This window comes from Desulfobacterium sp. N47, from assembly GCF_051233685.1.
Lineage (GTDB): Bacteria > Desulfobacterota > Desulfobacteria > Desulfobacterales > RPRI01 > RPRI01.
On sequence record NZ_JBAMMY010000155.1, the window covers coordinates 89,679 to 106,157 of the forward strand.

Here is a 16,479-nt window from a genome sequence, read left to right on the forward strand (position 1 = left end):
TTTTGAATAAAAAGAAACTGAGTATCGTACGCACATGGGTATTTTTGGCTTTTATCAAAAAAATGGAAAATGAACAACCGAAGTATTAGATTTTAATGTTTTGACGGTAAATACTATGCAAATTTTGGCTTATTCCTCTTTTTATCTTCAAAGCCTCTTCATAGACCTGTTTTTTTGAAAGACCGAATTTTTCAGCTTTTTGTTTTGCAAGAACAGGCAATGGAGTATTATGCTCACAAATACTTTCTGTAAGTTCTTTTATTAGAATATCGGGAGAGTAATTATCCTTTTCTTCATAGCCCGATATCAGCAGAGTAATCTCCCCTTTTAATCCGGGGCGCTGCTTTAAAGCATAAAGTATTTCAGTCTGTATTCCTCTTATGATTTCTTCGTGAAGCTTAGTCAGTTCACGGGTTAAAACACAATATCTTTCTCCCATCACATCAAGCGTTTCTTCAAGAAACCGTATTATTCTTTTTGGAGATTCGTAAAATATTAAAGTTCTTTTTTCCTTATCTATATCTTTTAATAAATCCAGGCGCTTTTGATTTTTTTTGGGACAAAACCCGATAAATATAAATGAATCGGTTGGCAGGCCGGAAACACAAAGTGCTGTTATAGCAGCTGATACACCTGGTATCGGAACAATATTTACTTCCGCGGCTACAGCCTCTTTTACCAGCCGGTAACCGGGATCAGATAACAGAGGTGTGCCGGCATTGGTTACAAGAGCAATAGATGCCCCGTTTTTTAGTCTGTCGATTAAATCTAAAGTTCGTTCCCGTTCGTTATGTTCATGATATGATATCAGGTTGGCTTTTATGCTGTGGAAGGATAAAAATCTTCCTGTATGACGTGTGTCTTCTGCTGCAATCAGATCGACATCTTTTAAGACCTTTAGCGCTCTTAAGGTGATATCATCCCTGTTTCCTATAGGAGTTGCAACAATATAAAGAGTCCCCGGTATAACCGCCGATGCCGTATCATCCATAAGCAAGATCGAAAGCATTTTTTATTATTTCAATTTCAGGCTCTTTTTCTCCGGGACTTATTGAAACAACGTCAAATCTTGCTTTAACGCCGCTCTGCTTTGTTTCTTTTAGAAAGTAAAGGGCCACCATGGAAATTTTTCTCATTTTTTTTGGAGTTATTGCGTATTTAGGACTTCCGAAATGGCCGGTGTTTCTGGATTTTACTTCAACAAATACCAAGGTGTTTTTTTCTTTTGCAATTATATCAATTTCACCCAGCTTTGTGCGATAATTCTGCTCAATTATTTTGTATCCATGTTTTTTAAGATACAAAACAGCAAGGGATTCGCCTTCTTTTCCGAAAAGTTGATCTTTTGACGGCATATATTATTCCTTACGCATAAGCTCTTAAAGTTCCCGGCGATTGCACGATTATGACACTAAAGGCTCACAGCACGAATCAGTTTGGCTTATAACTTCTTTAACCCCTTTAAAGCTTCGTCTGTGAATAGGGCAACATCCTGATCTGCGGATTGCTTCTTTATGTTCTTTGGTTGGATATCCTTTGTGTTTTATGAATCCATATTCAGGATATTCGTAATGGTATCTCTCCATAAGCCTGTCCCTTGTGACCTTTGCAACAATTGATGCTGCGGCGACTGATAAACTCAAAGAATCACCATGTGGAATAGGTTGCTGTGAAAGGGTATGCGGAATAGGAAATATTCCGTCAATAAGAAGATAATCGGATTCAGGAGAAAGGTTTTGAACCGCAATTGACATTGAAAGAAGTGATGCCCTGAGAATATTTATACGCTCAATTTCTGCCGGATCAACTATTCCGATTCCTATTGAAACAGCACGTTCATAGATAATGTTATAAAGATAATCGCGCTTTTTGGGAGTTAATTTTTTTGAGTCCGTAACACCTTCGATAGGATAAGAAAAGGGAAGTATCACTGCTGCGGAAACAACCGGGCCGGCAATGGGTCCTCTGCCGGCCTCATCTACGCCTGCTATTTTATTATAGCCTTTTTCAAAGGCACTTAACTCATATGCCCACAGGTTGTTTCCCATGGCTTATCTTCTCAATTTACGCGGCGTTCTTTCAGCCTTGCAGCCTTGCCTCTGAGTTTTCGAAGGAAATATATTTTTGACTGCCTTACCCGGCCATGGCTCATAACTTCAATTCTGTCTATAACAGGCGAATTAAGCTGGAATATACGTTCTACACCAACGCCATATGATACTTTTCTTACAGTAAAAGTCGAATTTTCAACTTTTCTGTGTCTGCCGATAATTACTCCCTCAAATACCTGAATACGTTCTTTTTCACCTTCTTTTATTTTAACATGGACTTTAACTGTATCTCCTGTCTTAAATGCCGGAAAATCAAGCCGCATGCTTTCAAGCGCCAACTGTTTTAATGGGTCCATCGATAATCTCCTAACATAAAATATAATTTGTTTTCCCGACATCGTACAGAGAAAACCGTACAGAGAAAACAAGGATAGCTAATGACTTCTCTTCGTAATAAAAATCAGCCCTTTCTCAGCCGCAAATTAGTCTGTCCAAAACGATCGAACATGCCGACCTGACTGAAAGATGATTATAGTCAGCATTTCCTTTTATTGGTTCAAGCTTATAATCAGCTGTTGAAATTATTTCCTCAGCAAGCCCCCATCCTGTTCCAAAAATAATAAGATACGGGCTTTCATCTTTGAGCATTTCCTTAAACTTAAAAAAGCTGATATAATCCGTACTGTCTTTTGCACTTGTTACTACTGTTTTAGGATAACTTTTTTCCTTGAAACCAATTTCTTCCAAAACATCTTTAATCGAGTTCTTTATATATATCAGTTCAAGAGCCTCGCACCTTTTGGGATTGAGGACAGCCCCTGCTCCGCTTGTCCAGTGAGAAATAATTTGCTGAGCAAGTTCTTTCTGATCATCAAGCGGCGTAACTACATAAAAATTTTTAACTCCATATGTTTTTGCCGCCCTTGCCATGTCATGCAGATCAAGGTTCGTTATCGCTGATGCTATAATATCACCGGATTTATTAATTACCGGATAATGTACCAGAGCCACGTAAAGATTGGGCTTGAATAATATTTTCAATATCGCGGCACCATTTTTTCAGTATTTCATTTTCCTGTTTCGTAAGAATTTTATTTTCTATAAGATCCGGTCTTTTTAAAAATGTGCGTATTAAAGAAGCCTCAAGTCTCCAGTTATCAATATCTTTATGGTTGCCGGAAAGCAACGCTTCAGGTACTTTTGATCCTTCAAATTCTCTTGGCCTTGTAAAATGGCAGTAATCAAGCAATTCGCCGGAGAATGAATCCTGTGAAGCCGAGTCGGGGCTGCCAAGTACTCCGGGTATCAGACGAGTTACAGCTTCCATAATTACCATCGCGCCAAGCTCTCCGCCCATCAGCACATAATCACCCAAGGAAATTTCATCATCGACAAAATCACTGCATATACGTTCGTCTATACCCTCATACCTTCCGCAAACAAAATTAAGCCCATTTGATTCAGCTAATTCAACTGCTAACTTCTGGTTAAAAATACGCCCCTGGGGACTTAAGAGCACAGTCCTTGAATCGGGATTGTTTTCTTTTGCCATCCGTATAGCATCTGCCAAAGGTTCGGGCTTCATAACCATTCCGCAACCGCCGCCAAAAGGCCTGTCATCAGTTGTCTTGTGCTTGTCTTTTGTAAAATCCCTTATGTTTATTGCAGAAGCAAAAATAAGGCTTTCATCAATCGCTTTTTTAATTATTCCATAAGACCAGAAGGAATTAAACATTTCAGGAAATATTGTAAGAACTGTAAATTTCATCATAAGTCCATTACAAGACGTTTGCTACAAGCCTTCGGGCAATTTAACCTTAATAGTTTTACAGTCAAGATCAATATCTAAAACAACGGATTCCAATGCTGGTATAAGAACTTCTTTTTCTTCATTTTTTACAACATATACATCATTGCTGCCTGTTTGTATAATCGATTCAATCACACCAAGGAAATCACCATCAGCTGTATATACATTCAGACCGATTATATCATCCCAGTAATAAGTTTTATCTTCAAGCCTGGGAAGTTTTGCCTTTTCAATAAAAAGCTCGTATCCCTTTAAACTTTGAGCTAAAACCCTTGAATCAATTCCTTCAAACTCAACAAGAATAAAACGGGAATGGAGTGCAGACCATTTTATTCTGTAAGAAGAACCGGCGGAATCAGGGTCATTTTTTATACAAAGTGTATTTCCTGTTTCAAAAGCAGAAAAGGTCCCCGAATAGGAATAGATCTTCATTGCACCATGGATTCCATGGGCATTCACAATTTTTCCTATTGGAAGAAACCCCTTTTTACTCACAGATTATTCGATAATTTCCAAAACAGTGCGTTTTTTTACTTTTGCAGATGCAGCACTCAATATTGTCCGCATTGCCCGGGCAGTTCGGCCCTGCTTCCCTATTACCTTTCCCAGATCCTCTTTAGCCACTTTAAGTTCTAAAACTGAGGTTTGGTTCCCAAGTACCTCTTCAACTTTAACTTGCTCAGGATTATCAACCAGGGCCTGCGCTATGTAATAGATCAGATCTTTCATGGCTCCATCTCCTTTTTAATTTGCGGTTGAGGATAAGGGTACAACACAATCAACTATCTAATAATCAACTATATCTTTTCTTTTTTCAAAATATTTTTCACTGTATCCGTTGGTTTTGCTCCCATACCGATCCAATGTTTTATCCGTTCCCCCTTGAGAGAGACCTTTGCAGGATTCAAAACCGGATCATATGTTCCTACTGCTTCTATATACCTGCCATCCCTTGGATGTTCGGAATCGGCAATGACAATTCTGTAAAAGGGCCTTTTTTTTGCTCCATGCCTTGCCAATCTGATTTTAACTGCCATATTTTCGCTTCTCCTCTAAAACGGCAGCATGCCACGTTTAATGCCGCGCATACCGCCTTTATTGATTTGTTTCATTATTTTCATAGCCTGGGCATAATTTTTAAGAAGTCTGTTAATGTCTTGTACGCTAGTTCCACTCCCCTTGGCAATCCTTTTTCTTCGATTTCCATTAATTATGGTATATTGCCTGCGTTCCATGGGAGTCATGGAATTAATTATCGCTTCAATTTTGACCAACTCTTTTTCGTCAACCTGCAAGTTCTTAAGCTGTTTGTTTTTGCCCAATCCGGGAATCATGCCCAGTATTTCGGATATTGAACCCATTTTTCGAATCTGACCCATCTGGTCGCGAAAATCTTCCAGAGTAAACTGGCTTTTTCTCAGTTTTCTTTCAAGCTCAACAGCTTGTTTTTCATCGGAAACGGACTGTGCCTTTTCAATAAAGGTAAGGATGTCACCCATTCCGAGTATTCTTGAAGACATTCTGTCAGGATAAAATGGCTCCAAAGCGCTTAGTTTTTCACCTACCCCTATAAATTTTATTGGCTTGTTCGTTATCGCCTTAATAGATAACGCAGCACCGCCTCTGGCATCTCCATCCATTTTGGTAAGAATGACACCACCGATATCAAGCGAGCTGTCAAACGATTTTGAAATATTCACAGCATCCTGACCTGTCATAGCATCAGCAACAAGAAGTATATCCGATGGTTTAACCGCATTCTTTATTCGGCTCAGCTCCGCCATAAGCTCTTCATTAATATGAAGACGGCCTGCCGTATCAAGGATAAGAGTATCACAGCCCAGTTTCTGGGCAGTCGTTTTTGCTTTTAAGCAGATATCAACAGGATCCATATCAACAGATGATTCAAAAGCAGGAACACCTATTTGTTCCGCTATTTTTCTCAACTGGTCAATAGCAGCAGGACGGTAAACATCAGCAGGGACAAGAAAAGGTTTCCTGCCTTTTTGCCGTAAAAAAATTGCGATTTTTCCGGCTGTAGTTGTTTTACCCGAACCCTGGAGACCTACAAGCATTATAGAGACAGGCACAGAACCTGAAAGAACAATTTCCTGATGCGAAGAACCCATAAGCCTGGTAAGTTCATCATTTACAATTTTAATAACCTGATGCCCAGGCGTCAGGCTGGCCATTACTTCCTGACCTAAAGAACGTTCTTTTATATCCGCAACAAGCTTTTTTACAACCTTGTAATGAACATCGGCTTCAAGAAGCGCCATTCTGACTTCTTTCAAGCCCTCCTCAATGTTCTTCTCGGTTAATTTGCCGTGTCCTTTGAGTTGCTTGAATATATTTTCTAGTTTTTCGCTTAAACTATCAAACATAATTAATAAACAATCTATTTATCTATAATTTTGAAATATTATCAAAAGTTATTTCTTTATTAAGAATCCGGCAAATACCTTTTTGATTGGTATGAGAAGATAAGCTCTCTACCGCTATTACCGATATCCAAAACGGCCTAAATAAAATATTGAAAATAATTCTAATTTTATGATATGTCAAGAATAATATTAAGTGCCCGGAGAAGTTGAATAATTTGATAACAATCTTGATGTTTCCTGAATTATTATCCGCATTTTAACCTGTTAACAATAAAATCACAATTAATATCATATAGATCAATTTGAATTAAAGAAGAACAATCAAATAAACGGCATGTTACACAAAAATACCTGCAATTTGTTCAGAGTCCGTACATCCTGTATACAGCAAGTCCCAGTATAATAATCCCGATTATAAGCGACAGTATCAACTGGTCAGTACTAAATCTCATATTCACCATTTGTCAGCAATTATCTTTTTTTTACCATTCAAGAGCACATGAACTCATCAGCCTTTTTTCCCCTTCACCCTCAAAAGCTTATGAGCTTACGAACTTATTAGCTCTATTTATCCAAACCAAATTCAGCATGAAGAACACGAACAGCGAGTTCGGCGTATTTCTCTTCTATAAGACAAGATATTCTGATTTCTGAAGTACTTATCAGCAGCACATTTATGTTATCTCTTGCAAGCGCTGAAAACATCCTTGCAGCAACACCGGAATGGTTCTTCATTCCAACGCCTGCAACCGAAACCTTGGCAACGTTTTCATCAACCAGAACAGCTTCGGCGCCTATTTCACCGGCTACCTTCGTCTCAATCTCAACTGCTTTCTTAAAATCCGATTTGGGAACTGTGAACGTGAGATCTGTCAATCCTTCAGCGCGGGTATTTTGTATTATCATATCCACAAGTATCCCTGCATCTGCAATCGGTGTGAATATTTTTGCGGCTATACCCGGCTGGTCAACAACTTTTTTCAAGGTAATGCGGGCTTCATTTTTGCTGTGAGTTACACCGGATACAACAAGTCGTTCCATATCCGAATATTCATTTACCACCATAGTTCCCTCCTCAAGTGAAAACGATGACCTTAGATGTATAGGAACATCATATTTTTTCGCAAATTCAACGGATCTGATCTGTAGAACCTTTGCTCCAAGACTCGACATTTCAAGCATCTCATCATAAGATATTTTATCAAGTTTTCTTGCCTTTTTGCACACATTGGGATCAGCCGTATATATTCCATCCACATCCGTATATATTTCACATATATCGGCTTTTAGCGCTGCTGCCACAGCAACGGCTGTTGTATCCGAACCTCCGCGTCCAAGTGTTGTCAGATTTCCATTCGAATCCATACCCTGAAAACCTGCAATAACAACTATTATCCGCTGATCAAGATACTTTCTGATATTATCAGCATTGATTCCGCCAATCCTGGCATTTCCGAAATCACTGTTAGTCAGAATTTTAGCCTGATGCCCCAAAAGGGATACGGCAGGATAGTTCATACCCTTTAGCATCATGGCAAGAATTGCAACAGTAGTCTGCTCTCCGGTATTCAGCAGAACATCAAGTTCGCGTTTATCGGGAGAATAAGCGGCCTGTTCTGCCATTTTTATGAGACTATCAGTAACCCCCGACATCGCTGAAAGAACTACTACTACATCGTTTTTCTCATCAAACGTCTTTGATACGCGCATTGCGACATTACGAATACGCTCAATATCGCCTACCGATGTTCCTCCGAATTTTTGTACAATTAAACTCATTTTCCCCTCATAGATCTGTAATCAGGCTTGCGGTTTCATTACCGAACGCAGTTATCTGAAATTTTCTTGTATCATCACCTGTTATTTCTATATGAACCGACAAATACTGAGCCGGAAATTCGTTTTTCAATAAGTCGGGCCATTCAATAGCAAAAACTCCGAAACTGTCAAGTATTTCATAAAGCCCTGTATCATAAATATCATCTTTATCTGTCAGACGGTATAAATCAATATGGAAAAGGGAAATTCGTCCCGGATATTCATGAATAATTGAATAAGTCGGGCTTGTGACATAAAATCTGGCCGGCACTTCAAGCCCATTGGCAAGACCCTGTACAAATGATGTTTTCCCGCTTCCAAGCTCTCCTGACAATGCAATTATAATTCTATTTGTAATTTTCCTGCCGATTTTTTCTCCCAGATTTTGAGTTTCGGCACAGGAACCTGTAATAACATCTGCAGTCAGAGTGTTTGCAGCAAGTTTGCTCAAGGAAACCATTCTTATAAGTCTCCAAAGCATTTATTGGCATAAATCCCTATTTGCGCCGGCAGTATTTTTAACATATCGGAGGCAAGATAGCCAAAAGGGCCTATGCTTTCCGAAAGAGCGTCTCCGGCAGCTCCGTGAAGATAAACTCCAAGCTTTGCGGCATCTTCAGCAGTATAATTCTGGGCAATAAATCCGGCGATAATTCCGGTTAGAACATCTCCCATCCCGCCGGATGCCATGCCTGAATTTCCGGTTGAATTAATAAACACCCTTCCGTCCGGATGTGCTATTACAGTTCCTGCTCCTTTCAAAACAAGATGAACATTATGCTCTGTGGCAAATTCGCGTGCACAGACAACCCTGTTACTCTGAATCTGTGCAATGGATTTACCCGTGAGTCTTGACATCTCACCGGGATGAGGAGTCAATACAGCAGGCGTTTTCAGCTTTTTAAGCTCATCGGTTTGTCCGGCAAGCAGATTAAGACCGTCTGCATCAAGAACAACAGGAATCTGCACCTCGCGAAGTATTCTGATAAGAAGCTTTTTAGTAGAAGGATCTGTTCCAAGCCCCGGGCCAAGTGCAATGCATTTCTTGCCTGCAACATTGTGCATAACAGAATCAAAAGAAGACTCCGAAAGAAAACCCTCGGAATTTTCAGAAAGCGGGCAAGACATGACTTCAAGAGTCGCTGATTCTATCACGCAGTGGAGACTTTTAGGCACACCAAGAGTAACAAGTCCGGCACCAGCTCTCATTGCAGCCATAGCAGTCATTGATACAGCCCCGGTTTTTCCCGGAGAGCCTCCGATAACAAAAACATGGCCTGTACTTCCCTTATGGGCGTCTTTTCTTCTTGGTTCAAGAATGGAACTAATACGTTCATGTGTGAGCAGGCCTTGTTTCGGAGCGATTTTATCTGCAATAAAAGACGGGATGCCGATATCCACAATTTCAATTTCACCCGAACATCTTGCACCCGGATAAAGATAATGCCCCAATTTTGCATATCCAAAAGTTGCCGTCAATTCAGCATGAATGCATTCACCATGCATCTGTCCGTTGTCCGAATCAATTCCGGAAGCAATATCAACAGCAAACACAGGTTTATCAAGACTGTTTACATAAATTATGACATCTTTAATAATGCCTTCAATATTTGATTTCAAACCGGTTCCAAATATGGCATCAACCCATATATCCCTGTTTTGCATGAAATCCTGATTTGTTATAAAACTTTTACTGCCTGTTATTTCAAAAACCGGAATTTGCAGCGGATAAAGAAGCTTGAGGTTTTCAAGCGCATCTCCTTTGACAAGCGATGTTTTGGACAGAAGATATACATTTACATCAATTCCTTTCCGGGCAAGACGCCTTGCAATTACAAAACCATCACCGCCATTATTTCCGCGCCCTGCCAGAATACCAACTTTTTCAGATCCTTTTTTGCAAAATCTATCAAGAAATATCTGCGTAGCACCGCACCCGGCATTTTCCATAAGCACACGGCCCGGAAGTCCGAAATCTATAGTACTTTTATCCATCTGCTGCATTTCACCAGCTGTTACAATGTACATTTTTATCTCTCCGGAAAAAACATGCTCTATTTTACATTTTTCTTTTGTCGTTGAAAATATGATTTGAGATTACTACTTTCTGAATTTCCGATGTTCCTTCATAAATTGTAAAAACTCTTGCATCCCTGTAAAATCTCTCAACAGGATATTCTTTGATAAAACCATAGCCTCCATGCATTTGCAATGCTTTTGCGGTAACCCGGTTTACCATTTCGGAAGCAAACAGTTTTGCCATGGAAGCCTGTAGGGTATAGTTTACGCCTTTATCTTTCATGGCCGCAGCCGAAAACATCAGCTGCCGCGCAGCTTCAACTTCGGTCGCCATTTCAGCTACCATCCAGCGAAGGCCCTGAAATTTGGAAATAGTCTGACCAAACTGTTCACGCTGAGTTGAATATTTAACTGCTGCGTCAAGCGCCGCCTGGGCGACTCCGACCGATTGCGCGGCAATTCCGATTCTGCCGCCGTCAAGCGCCGACATTGCTATTTTAAAGCCGTCTCCCTCACTGCCCAGAAGATCATCTTTATGCACCCGGCAATTATCAAAAACAAGATCACAGGTATCGGAACCACGAAGTCCCATCTTGTCTTCCACTTTTCCCACTATTAATCCGGGAGTATCCTTTACTACTATAAATGCGCTGATACCCTTGTGCTTTTTTGCAGAATCAGTAATTGCCGTAACTATTGTAAGTCCTGCATTTTTTCCGGTTGTAATAAAACGTTTGGTCCCATTTAACACATAATATTCACCGTCTTTTACCGCCGAAGTCTTCTGGCTTACCGGATCGGAACCTGCCTGCGGTTCAGTCATTGCAAAAGCACCTATCATCTCTCCTGAAGCAAGCGACTTTAAATACCGCACCTTCTGATCATCACTCCCGTATCTTAATATGCTTTCACACACTATCGAGTTATGAACAGACATCACAACAGCGGTTGAGGCACACGAATATGCAATTTCGGAAAGGGCAAGGACATAGCTTATTGTATCGGTACCTGAGCCTCCGTATTCAGGAGGAATCATCATACCCATGAGTCCGAGCTCTGCCATTTTTTCGCAGTTTTCAGCAGGAAACTCTTTGCTCAAATCACGTTCCATAGCTGTAACAGCTACAAATTTGCGCGAAAACTCCCTTACCATATCCCGGATCATCAGCTGTTCATCTGTAAGAAAATAAGACATTTTCAACTCTCTTTAAGTATAGACTTTCAGATAATGTTTTTGGCAAGGCCAGAAGGAGCCCCACTGAGTAAGACGTACAGTTGGTACGTTGTCGAAGGGGGGCGACTGATAACGCAGTCCAAAAACTTTATCTGAAAGTTTAAATCACGGCCCGTAAATAACCACAAGAAGCTCGGCAATATTTTTGCCTACATTTCTGAGCATATGCCTTATCCCTGAATTAAAATGGAGCGAATCACCCTCAGAAAGTTTGTTTGTATGTTCTCCTACAATCACCTCCACTTTTCCTTTGAGCACATAAACAAATTCTTCACCCTCATGATGATACCCAACACCTTTATGTTCCTGCAAAGGCTCAACAGTTACCTTGAAAGCCTTTAAATGCTTGTTTTCCGCTCCCGGCGTAAGATTAGTATAAGCATAATTTTCCGTTCGCTTGGAATAATCTTTACTGCGCTTTTTAAAAGCCGATTCCTGCTCTCTTAAGAAAAAACCCGAATCTATTTCAAGGGCTTTTGCAATCTGGAGAAGTGCGCCGACAGGAGGAAATACCTTGCCGGCCTCAATTTCTTTAAGATAATCTATTGAAAACCCCGTTTCATTGGCTATCCGGTCAAGAACCACCTTTTTTTCCGTTCTGATTTTCTGGATTTTCTTTCCAACACCAAGTATGGAATCGGCTTTTTTTGCTGTCATGGCATACCCTTTTTATTTGTACTCGTAAAAACCGCGGCCAGTTTTCTTCCCAAACCATCCGGCTTCCACATATTTCCGAAGCAGTGGACATGGCCTGTATTTTGAATCTTTGAATCCGTCATATATTGTTTCCATTATTGCAAGACAGGTATCAAGTCCTATAAGATCGGCAAGAGCAAGAGGCCCCATAGGATGATTCATTCCAAGTTTCATAACCGTGTCTATGTCTTCTTTTGTTCCTACTCCCTGATAAAGACAAAAGATTGCTTCATTTATCATGGGCATAAGAACCCTGTTGGCAATAAAACCGGGATAGTCTTCCGAAGAAGCCGGAGTTTTACCGAATTTAATCGAAAGTTCCCATGTAGTTTTAAAGGTCTCATCCGAAGTTGCAATTCCACGTATAACCTCAACAAGTTTCATAACAGGCACAGGATTCATAAAATGCATCCCGATTATTTTATCGGGCCTTTTTGTCTGAGCTGCTATGCGCCCTATCGGGATAGAAGAAGTATTTGTGGAAAGAATTATATTTTCAGGACATACCTTATCAAGATCTCTAAATATCTGAAATTTTAAGGTCTCATTTTCAGTCGCCGCTTCCACGACAAAATCTGCTTCGGCCATATCTTTAAGATCAGTGCTTGTTCTAATGCGTTTTAAAACCGCATCTTTTTCTTCGGCAGTCATCTTTCCCTTGTCAACACTTCGGGATAGATTTTTTGTGATAGTAGCAAGACCACGCTCGACAAACTCGCTTTTTATATCATTCATTATAACATCAACACCACTCATGGCGGCAACCTGAGCGATACCGTTTCCCATCTGACCTGCTCCTACAACACCAAATTTTTTAATATCCATTATTTTCTCCTTTATTATTCTATCTTTTTACAACCAGGGCAACAGCTTCTCCTCCGCCAAGGCACAGGGAAGCAAGTCCGGTTTTCTTATCCTGTTTAATCATTTCATGTAAAAGTGTAACAAGAACACGGCAACCGCTGCCTCCTATCGGGTGTCCGAGAGCCACACCTCCACCATTTACATTTACTTTTGCCGGATCCAGTTTGAGTTCGCGAAGAACCGCTACTGTTGATCCGCTGAAAGCCTCGTTTATTTCATAAAGGTCTACATCTTCCTTTGAAATTCCTTCTTTCGCAAGACATTTGGGAATAGCCCATATGGGAGCAACAAGAACATACTTCATGTCTATTCCATACGATGCCTGCGCTCCGATTGTAGCCATAATTTTACATCCGAGTTTTTCAGCCTTGTCTCTTGACATCACCACAACAGCAGCGGCCCCATCGCTTATTATCGAAGCATTCCCGGCAGTGCCGAGTCCGTCTTTCTTAAAAGCCGGTTTCATTTTTGAAAGGATTTCATAACTGGTTTCCTGTGGGCACTCATCCGTATCGAAAATTTTGACCCCTTTTCTTGTTTTAACTTCAACAGGAACAATTTCATCCTTAAAACGCCCTGAAGAAATTGAATTCAATGCCCGCCTGTATGATTCATCCGCATAATGATCCTGGTCTTCACGGCTTATATTGTATTTTTCAGAGCATAGTTCATTAGACATTCCCATATGAAAATCATTTACTATATCCCAAAGGCCGTCGTTTATCATGTGATCTTTCAGTTTTCCCTCACCCATTCGATATCCGAAGCGGGCTTTATCAAGATAATACGGAGCCATGCTCATGCTTTCCATCCCTCCGGCGACAACAACTTCGGCATCTCCGGTTTGAATGGCCTGGGCTGCAAGCATGACTGTTTTTAAGGCTGAACCGCAAACTTTGTTGATAGTGATGCATTCTGTTTCCCAGGGCATACCGGCCAATACGGCAGCCTGTTTGGCCGGATTCTGGCCATAACCGCAGGGCAACACCAAGCCCATCATAACTTCATTAACTTCTTTTTTGTCTATACCTGCCCTTTTAACGGCTTCTTCAATAACCACAGCTCCGAGCTTTGTAGCTCCGATACTTCCTAAAGACCCGTTAAAACTGCCAAGAGGCGTCCTGACAGCACTAACAATAACAGCTTCTTTCATATTTTCTCCTTCATATTTTTTTCTTCTCAAACAAAATAAACATGCCAATTGCCACTACCCAGAATACAAGGGCAATTATCCACTGTGATGCACCAAGAGTTTCCGGAAGACCGATCTTGCCGAAATCTTTCCATGCAAGTACTGTTGATTTAAAAAACGGGTAAAGTTCCGCATACACCGCAGCTCCTGCAATCATACCGATAACAGCAAAAATAGCGTGCCAGCGCCCTTCTCCTATAGCTCCGATTGATGTTCCGGGACAAAAACCCATTACAGCCCATCCGGCTCCGAATAAAGCCCCTCCGATTACTACTGCACCAGCATTCATAGGCTTATGGCTTAAAGTTATAATCCCAGCGTTTGAGAGCAGCAGTATGCCAACCATCCCCACCAATATAGCAGACAGCATGAATTTTAATATTGTCATATCCTTTAATAACATAGCACCCACCTGTTTATCAAAGCGAAGAACACGACCTTTTTGCAGCAAAAAACCAAATGCTACTCCGGTAATAAGCCCCAACCATTGCCCTGTATTCATTTTGTCCTCCTTGAGTAAAATATGCCGGCTACTAAAACCCCTACGCCAAAGAACATCGCCAACGCCACAAGCGAACTGACAGATAACTGCATCATTCCGCTAAGGCCATGCCCGCTCGGACATCCATCGGCCATTCGTGCGCCAACCATGGCAACAATACCGCCTAAAAATGCCCCTACTGCTCGTTTTCCTGTTGACGGGCCGAAATGCTCTTTCCATATTGGAGGAACGCTCTCTATTTTAAAGCTTTTGTCCATAATGGAAGAGATGAAGGCGCCTAAAAAAATACCAATCACAAGCATAAACTGCCAGTCAATCTTAACTTTTGTTTCTGCAAAATAATCGTTTAAAGCAACATGATCCGGTAAAATTGTATTTTCGATAAGACCCGCAGCCCTCACAAACGTAGTCGATGCCCCTAAATAGTTAGTCTTTCCAAGCAATTTTGTCGTTGCAAATACTGAAACAATCGCCAATATGCCCAAAAGAGCTCCGGCTAAATACGGGCTCCATCCGCCATCTCCTGCTTTCTTCATAGGTATCTCCTTTCTCATTCAGGTTGCATAAAAACCTTATAGCTCTGATAAACTTAAATATACATAGACTTGAGTTTGTCTTTCTTGTCCTGATTTGGCTTAACTGCGACAAGAACTGCATGTGCAACTGTTTCCTCTGGACTTTTCCATGGCTTCTCTGCCTTCCTTAAACGAATAATATGCGAGTCCGATAGCTCCGATGGAATCAAAATATCCGATTTTAAATATTTCAAACAAAAGGCTTGATATAAGCAGTATTAATGAAAGATACAGACATGTCTTTGTACAATTGGCATCAGCAACAATGGCATCTGAATTAAGTTTTCTGCCGACATCCATTTTTGCTTTCATCAAAAATAACATTGATATAATAGATACAACCGAGACAATAATTCCCCATAAAGTTGATATCGGCTTGTTGCCGATATAAATGTTATAACAGGATGTAATTATCAGACCAAATGCCAGTATATAAAATGAAACGCCTGTAATAATTAAGGCATTTTTCTCAAAAGCATCTTTTGTGCCGCCATTATTTTTAATCCTGACTATCATATGAAGTATGCCAAATCCTGATACTACCTCGACAAATGAATCAAGCCCGAATCCGAATAAAGATACAGTTTCATCCGTAATGCCGAATGATACGGAAATCAAACCCTCTATGATATTATAGCAGATTGTAATTACCGCCAGTAATAATGCACGATTCCACAATTTATTGTTGCTTACAATGCCGGTCTCAGCTGCAGAAGGTATAATTATTTTCAATTTTGTCCGATTCCTTTGACGTCTTCAGGCTTAAAATCCATTCCAAACTTTTTAGAAAAATATTCAGCCGTATTTTTCCTGGCGGCATCATCATCATTTTCCGTAGCTAAAAACACTGGACAGTCTGAACAGACAAGACCGCAACAGGCTATAATTTGTGACATATTTATTTACTCCTATAATTCTTAGTATATCGCTTGAAATAAATATACTTGGGAACCGGGATATTATTGTGAAACTTTGATATAGAAAAACAGATTGTCATTAAACGTCCTGACAATGGTAAAACCCCGACCTGCAAATTAATATACTTAATAAGCCCTTGTGTAAACTCAATAAATTATTTTAGATAATTTTTTATATTTTGTAAAGAAATTAATTTGTTATATCATAAAATAATACGTGGCAACTCAAAGATTCACACTTATAGCAATTGTCATAAATCTGTTCCGTTTGGATGAGGGTGCGTCCGGTTGTTGAGAAAATATCGCAAAAACTTGATTCGCAATCGGATGCCAATGATTTGAATGGTAGTAATTTAATAAACTGCCATCAGCTATCCGGCTGACTTTAAAAAAACTATGACTTTCCGTTCAGACACT

At 40.3% G+C, this 16,479-nt stretch carries 21 protein-coding genes; all 21 read right to left on the reverse strand.

Annotated elements, in window-relative coordinates:
- Positions 1-85: 85 nt before the first annotated feature.
- The 21 genes from rsmI to VXK47_RS10275 all read right to left on the reverse strand — a co-directional run bounded on the left by rsmI (position 86) and on the right by VXK47_RS10275 (position 16,041).
- The gene (gene rsmI / locus VXK47_RS10175) at positions 86-1,009 is read right to left on the reverse strand and encodes a 16S rRNA (cytidine(1402)-2'-O)-methyltransferase (protein ID WP_435548670.1); all 924 of its coding nucleotides are present in this window, start codon (positions 1,007-1,009) and stop codon (positions 86-88) included.
- A complete protein-coding gene (locus tag VXK47_RS10180; RefSeq protein ID WP_435548671.1) occupies positions 984-1,355 on the reverse strand; it encodes a YraN family protein in 372 nt (123 codons plus the stop codon). The genes rsmI and VXK47_RS10180 overlap by 26 nt, the downstream gene beginning before the upstream one ends.
- A 48-nt stretch (positions 1,356-1,403) precedes the next feature.
- On the reverse strand, positions 1,404-2,048 hold the full coding sequence (locus VXK47_RS10185) for a ribonuclease HII (protein WP_435548672.1): 645 nt from the start codon (positions 2,046-2,048) through the stop codon (positions 1,404-1,406).
- Positions 2,049-2,059: 11 nt separating this feature from the next.
- The gene (gene rplS / locus VXK47_RS10190; protein ID WP_435548673.1) at positions 2,060-2,407 is read right to left on the reverse strand and encodes a 50S ribosomal protein L19; all 348 of its coding nucleotides are present in this window, start codon (positions 2,405-2,407) and stop codon (positions 2,060-2,062) included.
- Positions 2,408-2,522: 115 nt separating this feature from the next.
- A complete protein-coding gene (locus VXK47_RS10195) occupies positions 2,523-3,092 on the reverse strand; it encodes an RNA methyltransferase (RefSeq protein ID WP_435548674.1) in 570 nt (189 codons plus the stop codon).
- The gene (gene trmD, locus VXK47_RS10200; RefSeq protein WP_435548675.1) at positions 3,034-3,822 is read right to left on the reverse strand and encodes a tRNA (guanine(37)-N(1))-methyltransferase; all 789 of its coding nucleotides are present in this window, start codon (positions 3,820-3,822) and stop codon (positions 3,034-3,036) included. Before trmD ends, VXK47_RS10195 begins: the two co-directional genes overlap by 59 nt.
- 21 nt (positions 3,823-3,843) lie before the next feature.
- Positions 3,844-4,356 (reverse strand): ribosome maturation factor RimM, encoded by a 513-nt coding sequence (rimM, locus tag VXK47_RS10205; protein WP_435548676.1) that lies wholly within the window; start codon positions 4,354-4,356, stop codon positions 3,844-3,846.
- A gap of 3 nt (positions 4,357-4,359) precedes the next feature.
- Positions 4,360-4,590, reverse strand: a complete 231-nt coding sequence (locus VXK47_RS10210) for a KH domain-containing protein (protein WP_435548677.1) — start codon at positions 4,588-4,590, stop codon at positions 4,360-4,362.
- Between the two features lie 68 nt (positions 4,591-4,658).
- Positions 4,659-4,898: a small ribosomal subunit protein bS16 gene (gene rpsP, locus VXK47_RS10215; RefSeq protein ID WP_435548678.1), complete on the reverse strand. Its 240-nt coding sequence runs from the start codon at positions 4,896-4,898 to the stop codon at positions 4,659-4,661.
- Between the two features lie 15 nt (positions 4,899-4,913).
- Positions 4,914-6,245 (reverse strand): signal recognition particle protein, encoded by a 1,332-nt coding sequence (gene ffh, locus VXK47_RS10220; RefSeq protein WP_435548679.1) that lies wholly within the window; start codon positions 6,243-6,245, stop codon positions 4,914-4,916.
- 564 nt (positions 6,246-6,809) lie between these two features.
- A complete protein-coding gene (locus VXK47_RS10225; protein ID WP_435548680.1) occupies positions 6,810-8,024 on the reverse strand; it encodes an aspartate kinase in 1,215 nt (404 codons plus the stop codon).
- 7 nt (positions 8,025-8,031) lie between these two features.
- On the reverse strand, positions 8,032-8,523 hold the full coding sequence (tsaE, locus tag VXK47_RS10230; protein WP_435548681.1) for a tRNA (adenosine(37)-N6)-threonylcarbamoyltransferase complex ATPase subunit type 1 TsaE: 492 nt from the start codon (positions 8,521-8,523) through the stop codon (positions 8,032-8,034).
- Between the two features lie 2 nt (positions 8,524-8,525).
- Positions 8,526-10,091: an NAD(P)H-hydrate dehydratase gene (locus VXK47_RS10235; RefSeq protein WP_435548682.1), complete on the reverse strand. Its 1,566-nt coding sequence runs from the start codon at positions 10,089-10,091 to the stop codon at positions 8,526-8,528.
- Positions 10,092-10,122: 31 nt separating this feature from the next.
- Entirely contained in the window at positions 10,123-11,277 is a 1,155-nt protein-coding gene (locus VXK47_RS10240; RefSeq protein WP_435548683.1) for an acyl-CoA dehydrogenase family protein, read from the reverse strand.
- 144 nt (positions 11,278-11,421) lie between these two features.
- The gene (locus VXK47_RS10245) at positions 11,422-11,973 is read right to left on the reverse strand and encodes a helix-turn-helix domain-containing protein (protein ID WP_435548684.1); all 552 of its coding nucleotides are present in this window, start codon (positions 11,971-11,973) and stop codon (positions 11,422-11,424) included.
- A 12-nt stretch (positions 11,974-11,985) separates the two neighbouring features.
- Entirely contained in the window at positions 11,986-12,837 is an 852-nt protein-coding gene (locus VXK47_RS10250) for a 3-hydroxybutyryl-CoA dehydrogenase (RefSeq protein WP_435548685.1), read from the reverse strand.
- 19 nt (positions 12,838-12,856) lie between these two features.
- Positions 12,857-14,029 carry an acetyl-CoA C-acetyltransferase gene (locus VXK47_RS10255; protein WP_435548686.1) on the reverse strand — a complete coding sequence of 391 codons (1,173 nt, stop codon included), beginning with the start codon at positions 14,027-14,029 and terminating at the stop codon, positions 12,857-12,859.
- A 10-nt stretch (positions 14,030-14,039) separates the two neighbouring features.
- Entirely contained in the window at positions 14,040-14,570 is a 531-nt protein-coding gene (locus VXK47_RS10260) for a YeeE/YedE thiosulfate transporter family protein (protein WP_435548687.1), read from the reverse strand.
- The gene (locus VXK47_RS10265; RefSeq protein WP_435548688.1) at positions 14,567-15,106 is read right to left on the reverse strand and encodes a YeeE/YedE thiosulfate transporter family protein; all 540 of its coding nucleotides are present in this window, start codon (positions 15,104-15,106) and stop codon (positions 14,567-14,569) included. The genes VXK47_RS10260 and VXK47_RS10265 overlap by 4 nt, the downstream gene beginning before the upstream one ends.
- Positions 15,107-15,205: 99 nt before the next feature.
- A complete protein-coding gene (locus VXK47_RS10270; protein WP_435548689.1) occupies positions 15,206-15,877 on the reverse strand; it encodes a cation transporter in 672 nt (223 codons plus the stop codon).
- Complete coding sequence (locus tag VXK47_RS10275) at positions 15,874-16,041, reverse strand: DUF3795 domain-containing protein (protein ID WP_435548690.1); 168 nt, start codon at positions 16,039-16,041, stop codon at positions 15,874-15,876. The genes VXK47_RS10270 and VXK47_RS10275 overlap by 4 nt, the downstream gene beginning before the upstream one ends.
- Positions 16,042-16,479 lie beyond the last annotated feature (438 nt).

Bases quoted from the DNA above. Each gene is read 5' to 3' on its own strand.
- rsmI (WP_435548670.1), bottom strand. From the start codon at position 1,009: ATGCTTTCGATCTTGCTTATGGATGATACGGCATCGGCGGTTATACCG.
- VXK47_RS10180 (WP_435548671.1), bottom strand. From the start codon at position 1,355: ATGCCGTCAAAAGATCAACTTTTCGGAAAAGAAGGCGAATCCCTTGCT.
- VXK47_RS10185 (WP_435548672.1), bottom strand. From the start codon at position 2,048: ATGGGAAACAACCTGTGGGCATATGAGTTAAGTGCCTTTGAAAAAGGC.
- rplS (WP_435548673.1), bottom strand. From the start codon at position 2,407: ATGGACCCATTAAAACAGTTGGCGCTTGAAAGCATGCGGCTTGATTTT.
- trmD (WP_435548675.1), bottom strand. From the start codon at position 3,822: ATGATGAAATTTACAGTTCTTACAATATTTCCTGAAATGTTTAATTCC.
- VXK47_RS10210 (WP_435548677.1), bottom strand. From the start codon at position 4,590: ATGAAAGATCTGATCTATTACATAGCGCAGGCCCTGGTTGATAATCCT.
- rpsP (WP_435548678.1), bottom strand. From the start codon at position 4,898: ATGGCAGTTAAAATCAGATTGGCAAGGCATGGAGCAAAAAAAAGGCCC.
- ffh (WP_435548679.1), bottom strand. From the start codon at position 6,245: ATGTTTGATAGTTTAAGCGAAAAACTAGAAAATATATTCAAGCAACTC.
- VXK47_RS10225 (WP_435548680.1), bottom strand. From the start codon at position 8,024: ATGAGTTTAATTGTACAAAAATTCGGAGGAACATCGGTAGGCGATATT.
- tsaE (WP_435548681.1), bottom strand. From the start codon at position 8,523: ATGGTTTCCTTGAGCAAACTTGCTGCAAACACTCTGACTGCAGATGTT.
- VXK47_RS10235 (WP_435548682.1), bottom strand. From the start codon at position 10,091: ATGTACATTGTAACAGCTGGTGAAATGCAGCAGATGGATAAAAGTACT.
- VXK47_RS10240 (WP_435548683.1), bottom strand. From the start codon at position 11,277: ATGTCTTATTTTCTTACAGATGAACAGCTGATGATCCGGGATATGGTA.
- VXK47_RS10245 (WP_435548684.1), bottom strand. From the start codon at position 11,973: ATGACAGCAAAAAAAGCCGATTCCATACTTGGTGTTGGAAAGAAAATC.
- VXK47_RS10250 (WP_435548685.1), bottom strand. From the start codon at position 12,837: ATGGATATTAAAAAATTTGGTGTTGTAGGAGCAGGTCAGATGGGAAAC.
- VXK47_RS10255 (WP_435548686.1), bottom strand. From the start codon at position 14,029: ATGAAAGAAGCTGTTATTGTTAGTGCTGTCAGGACGCCTCTTGGCAGT.
- VXK47_RS10260 (WP_435548687.1), bottom strand. From the start codon at position 14,570: ATGAATACAGGGCAATGGTTGGGGCTTATTACCGGAGTAGCATTTGGT.
- VXK47_RS10265 (WP_435548688.1), bottom strand. From the start codon at position 15,106: ATGAAGAAAGCAGGAGATGGCGGATGGAGCCCGTATTTAGCCGGAGCT.
- VXK47_RS10275 (WP_435548690.1), bottom strand. From the start codon at position 16,041: ATGTCACAAATTATAGCCTGTTGCGGTCTTGTCTGTTCAGACTGTCCA.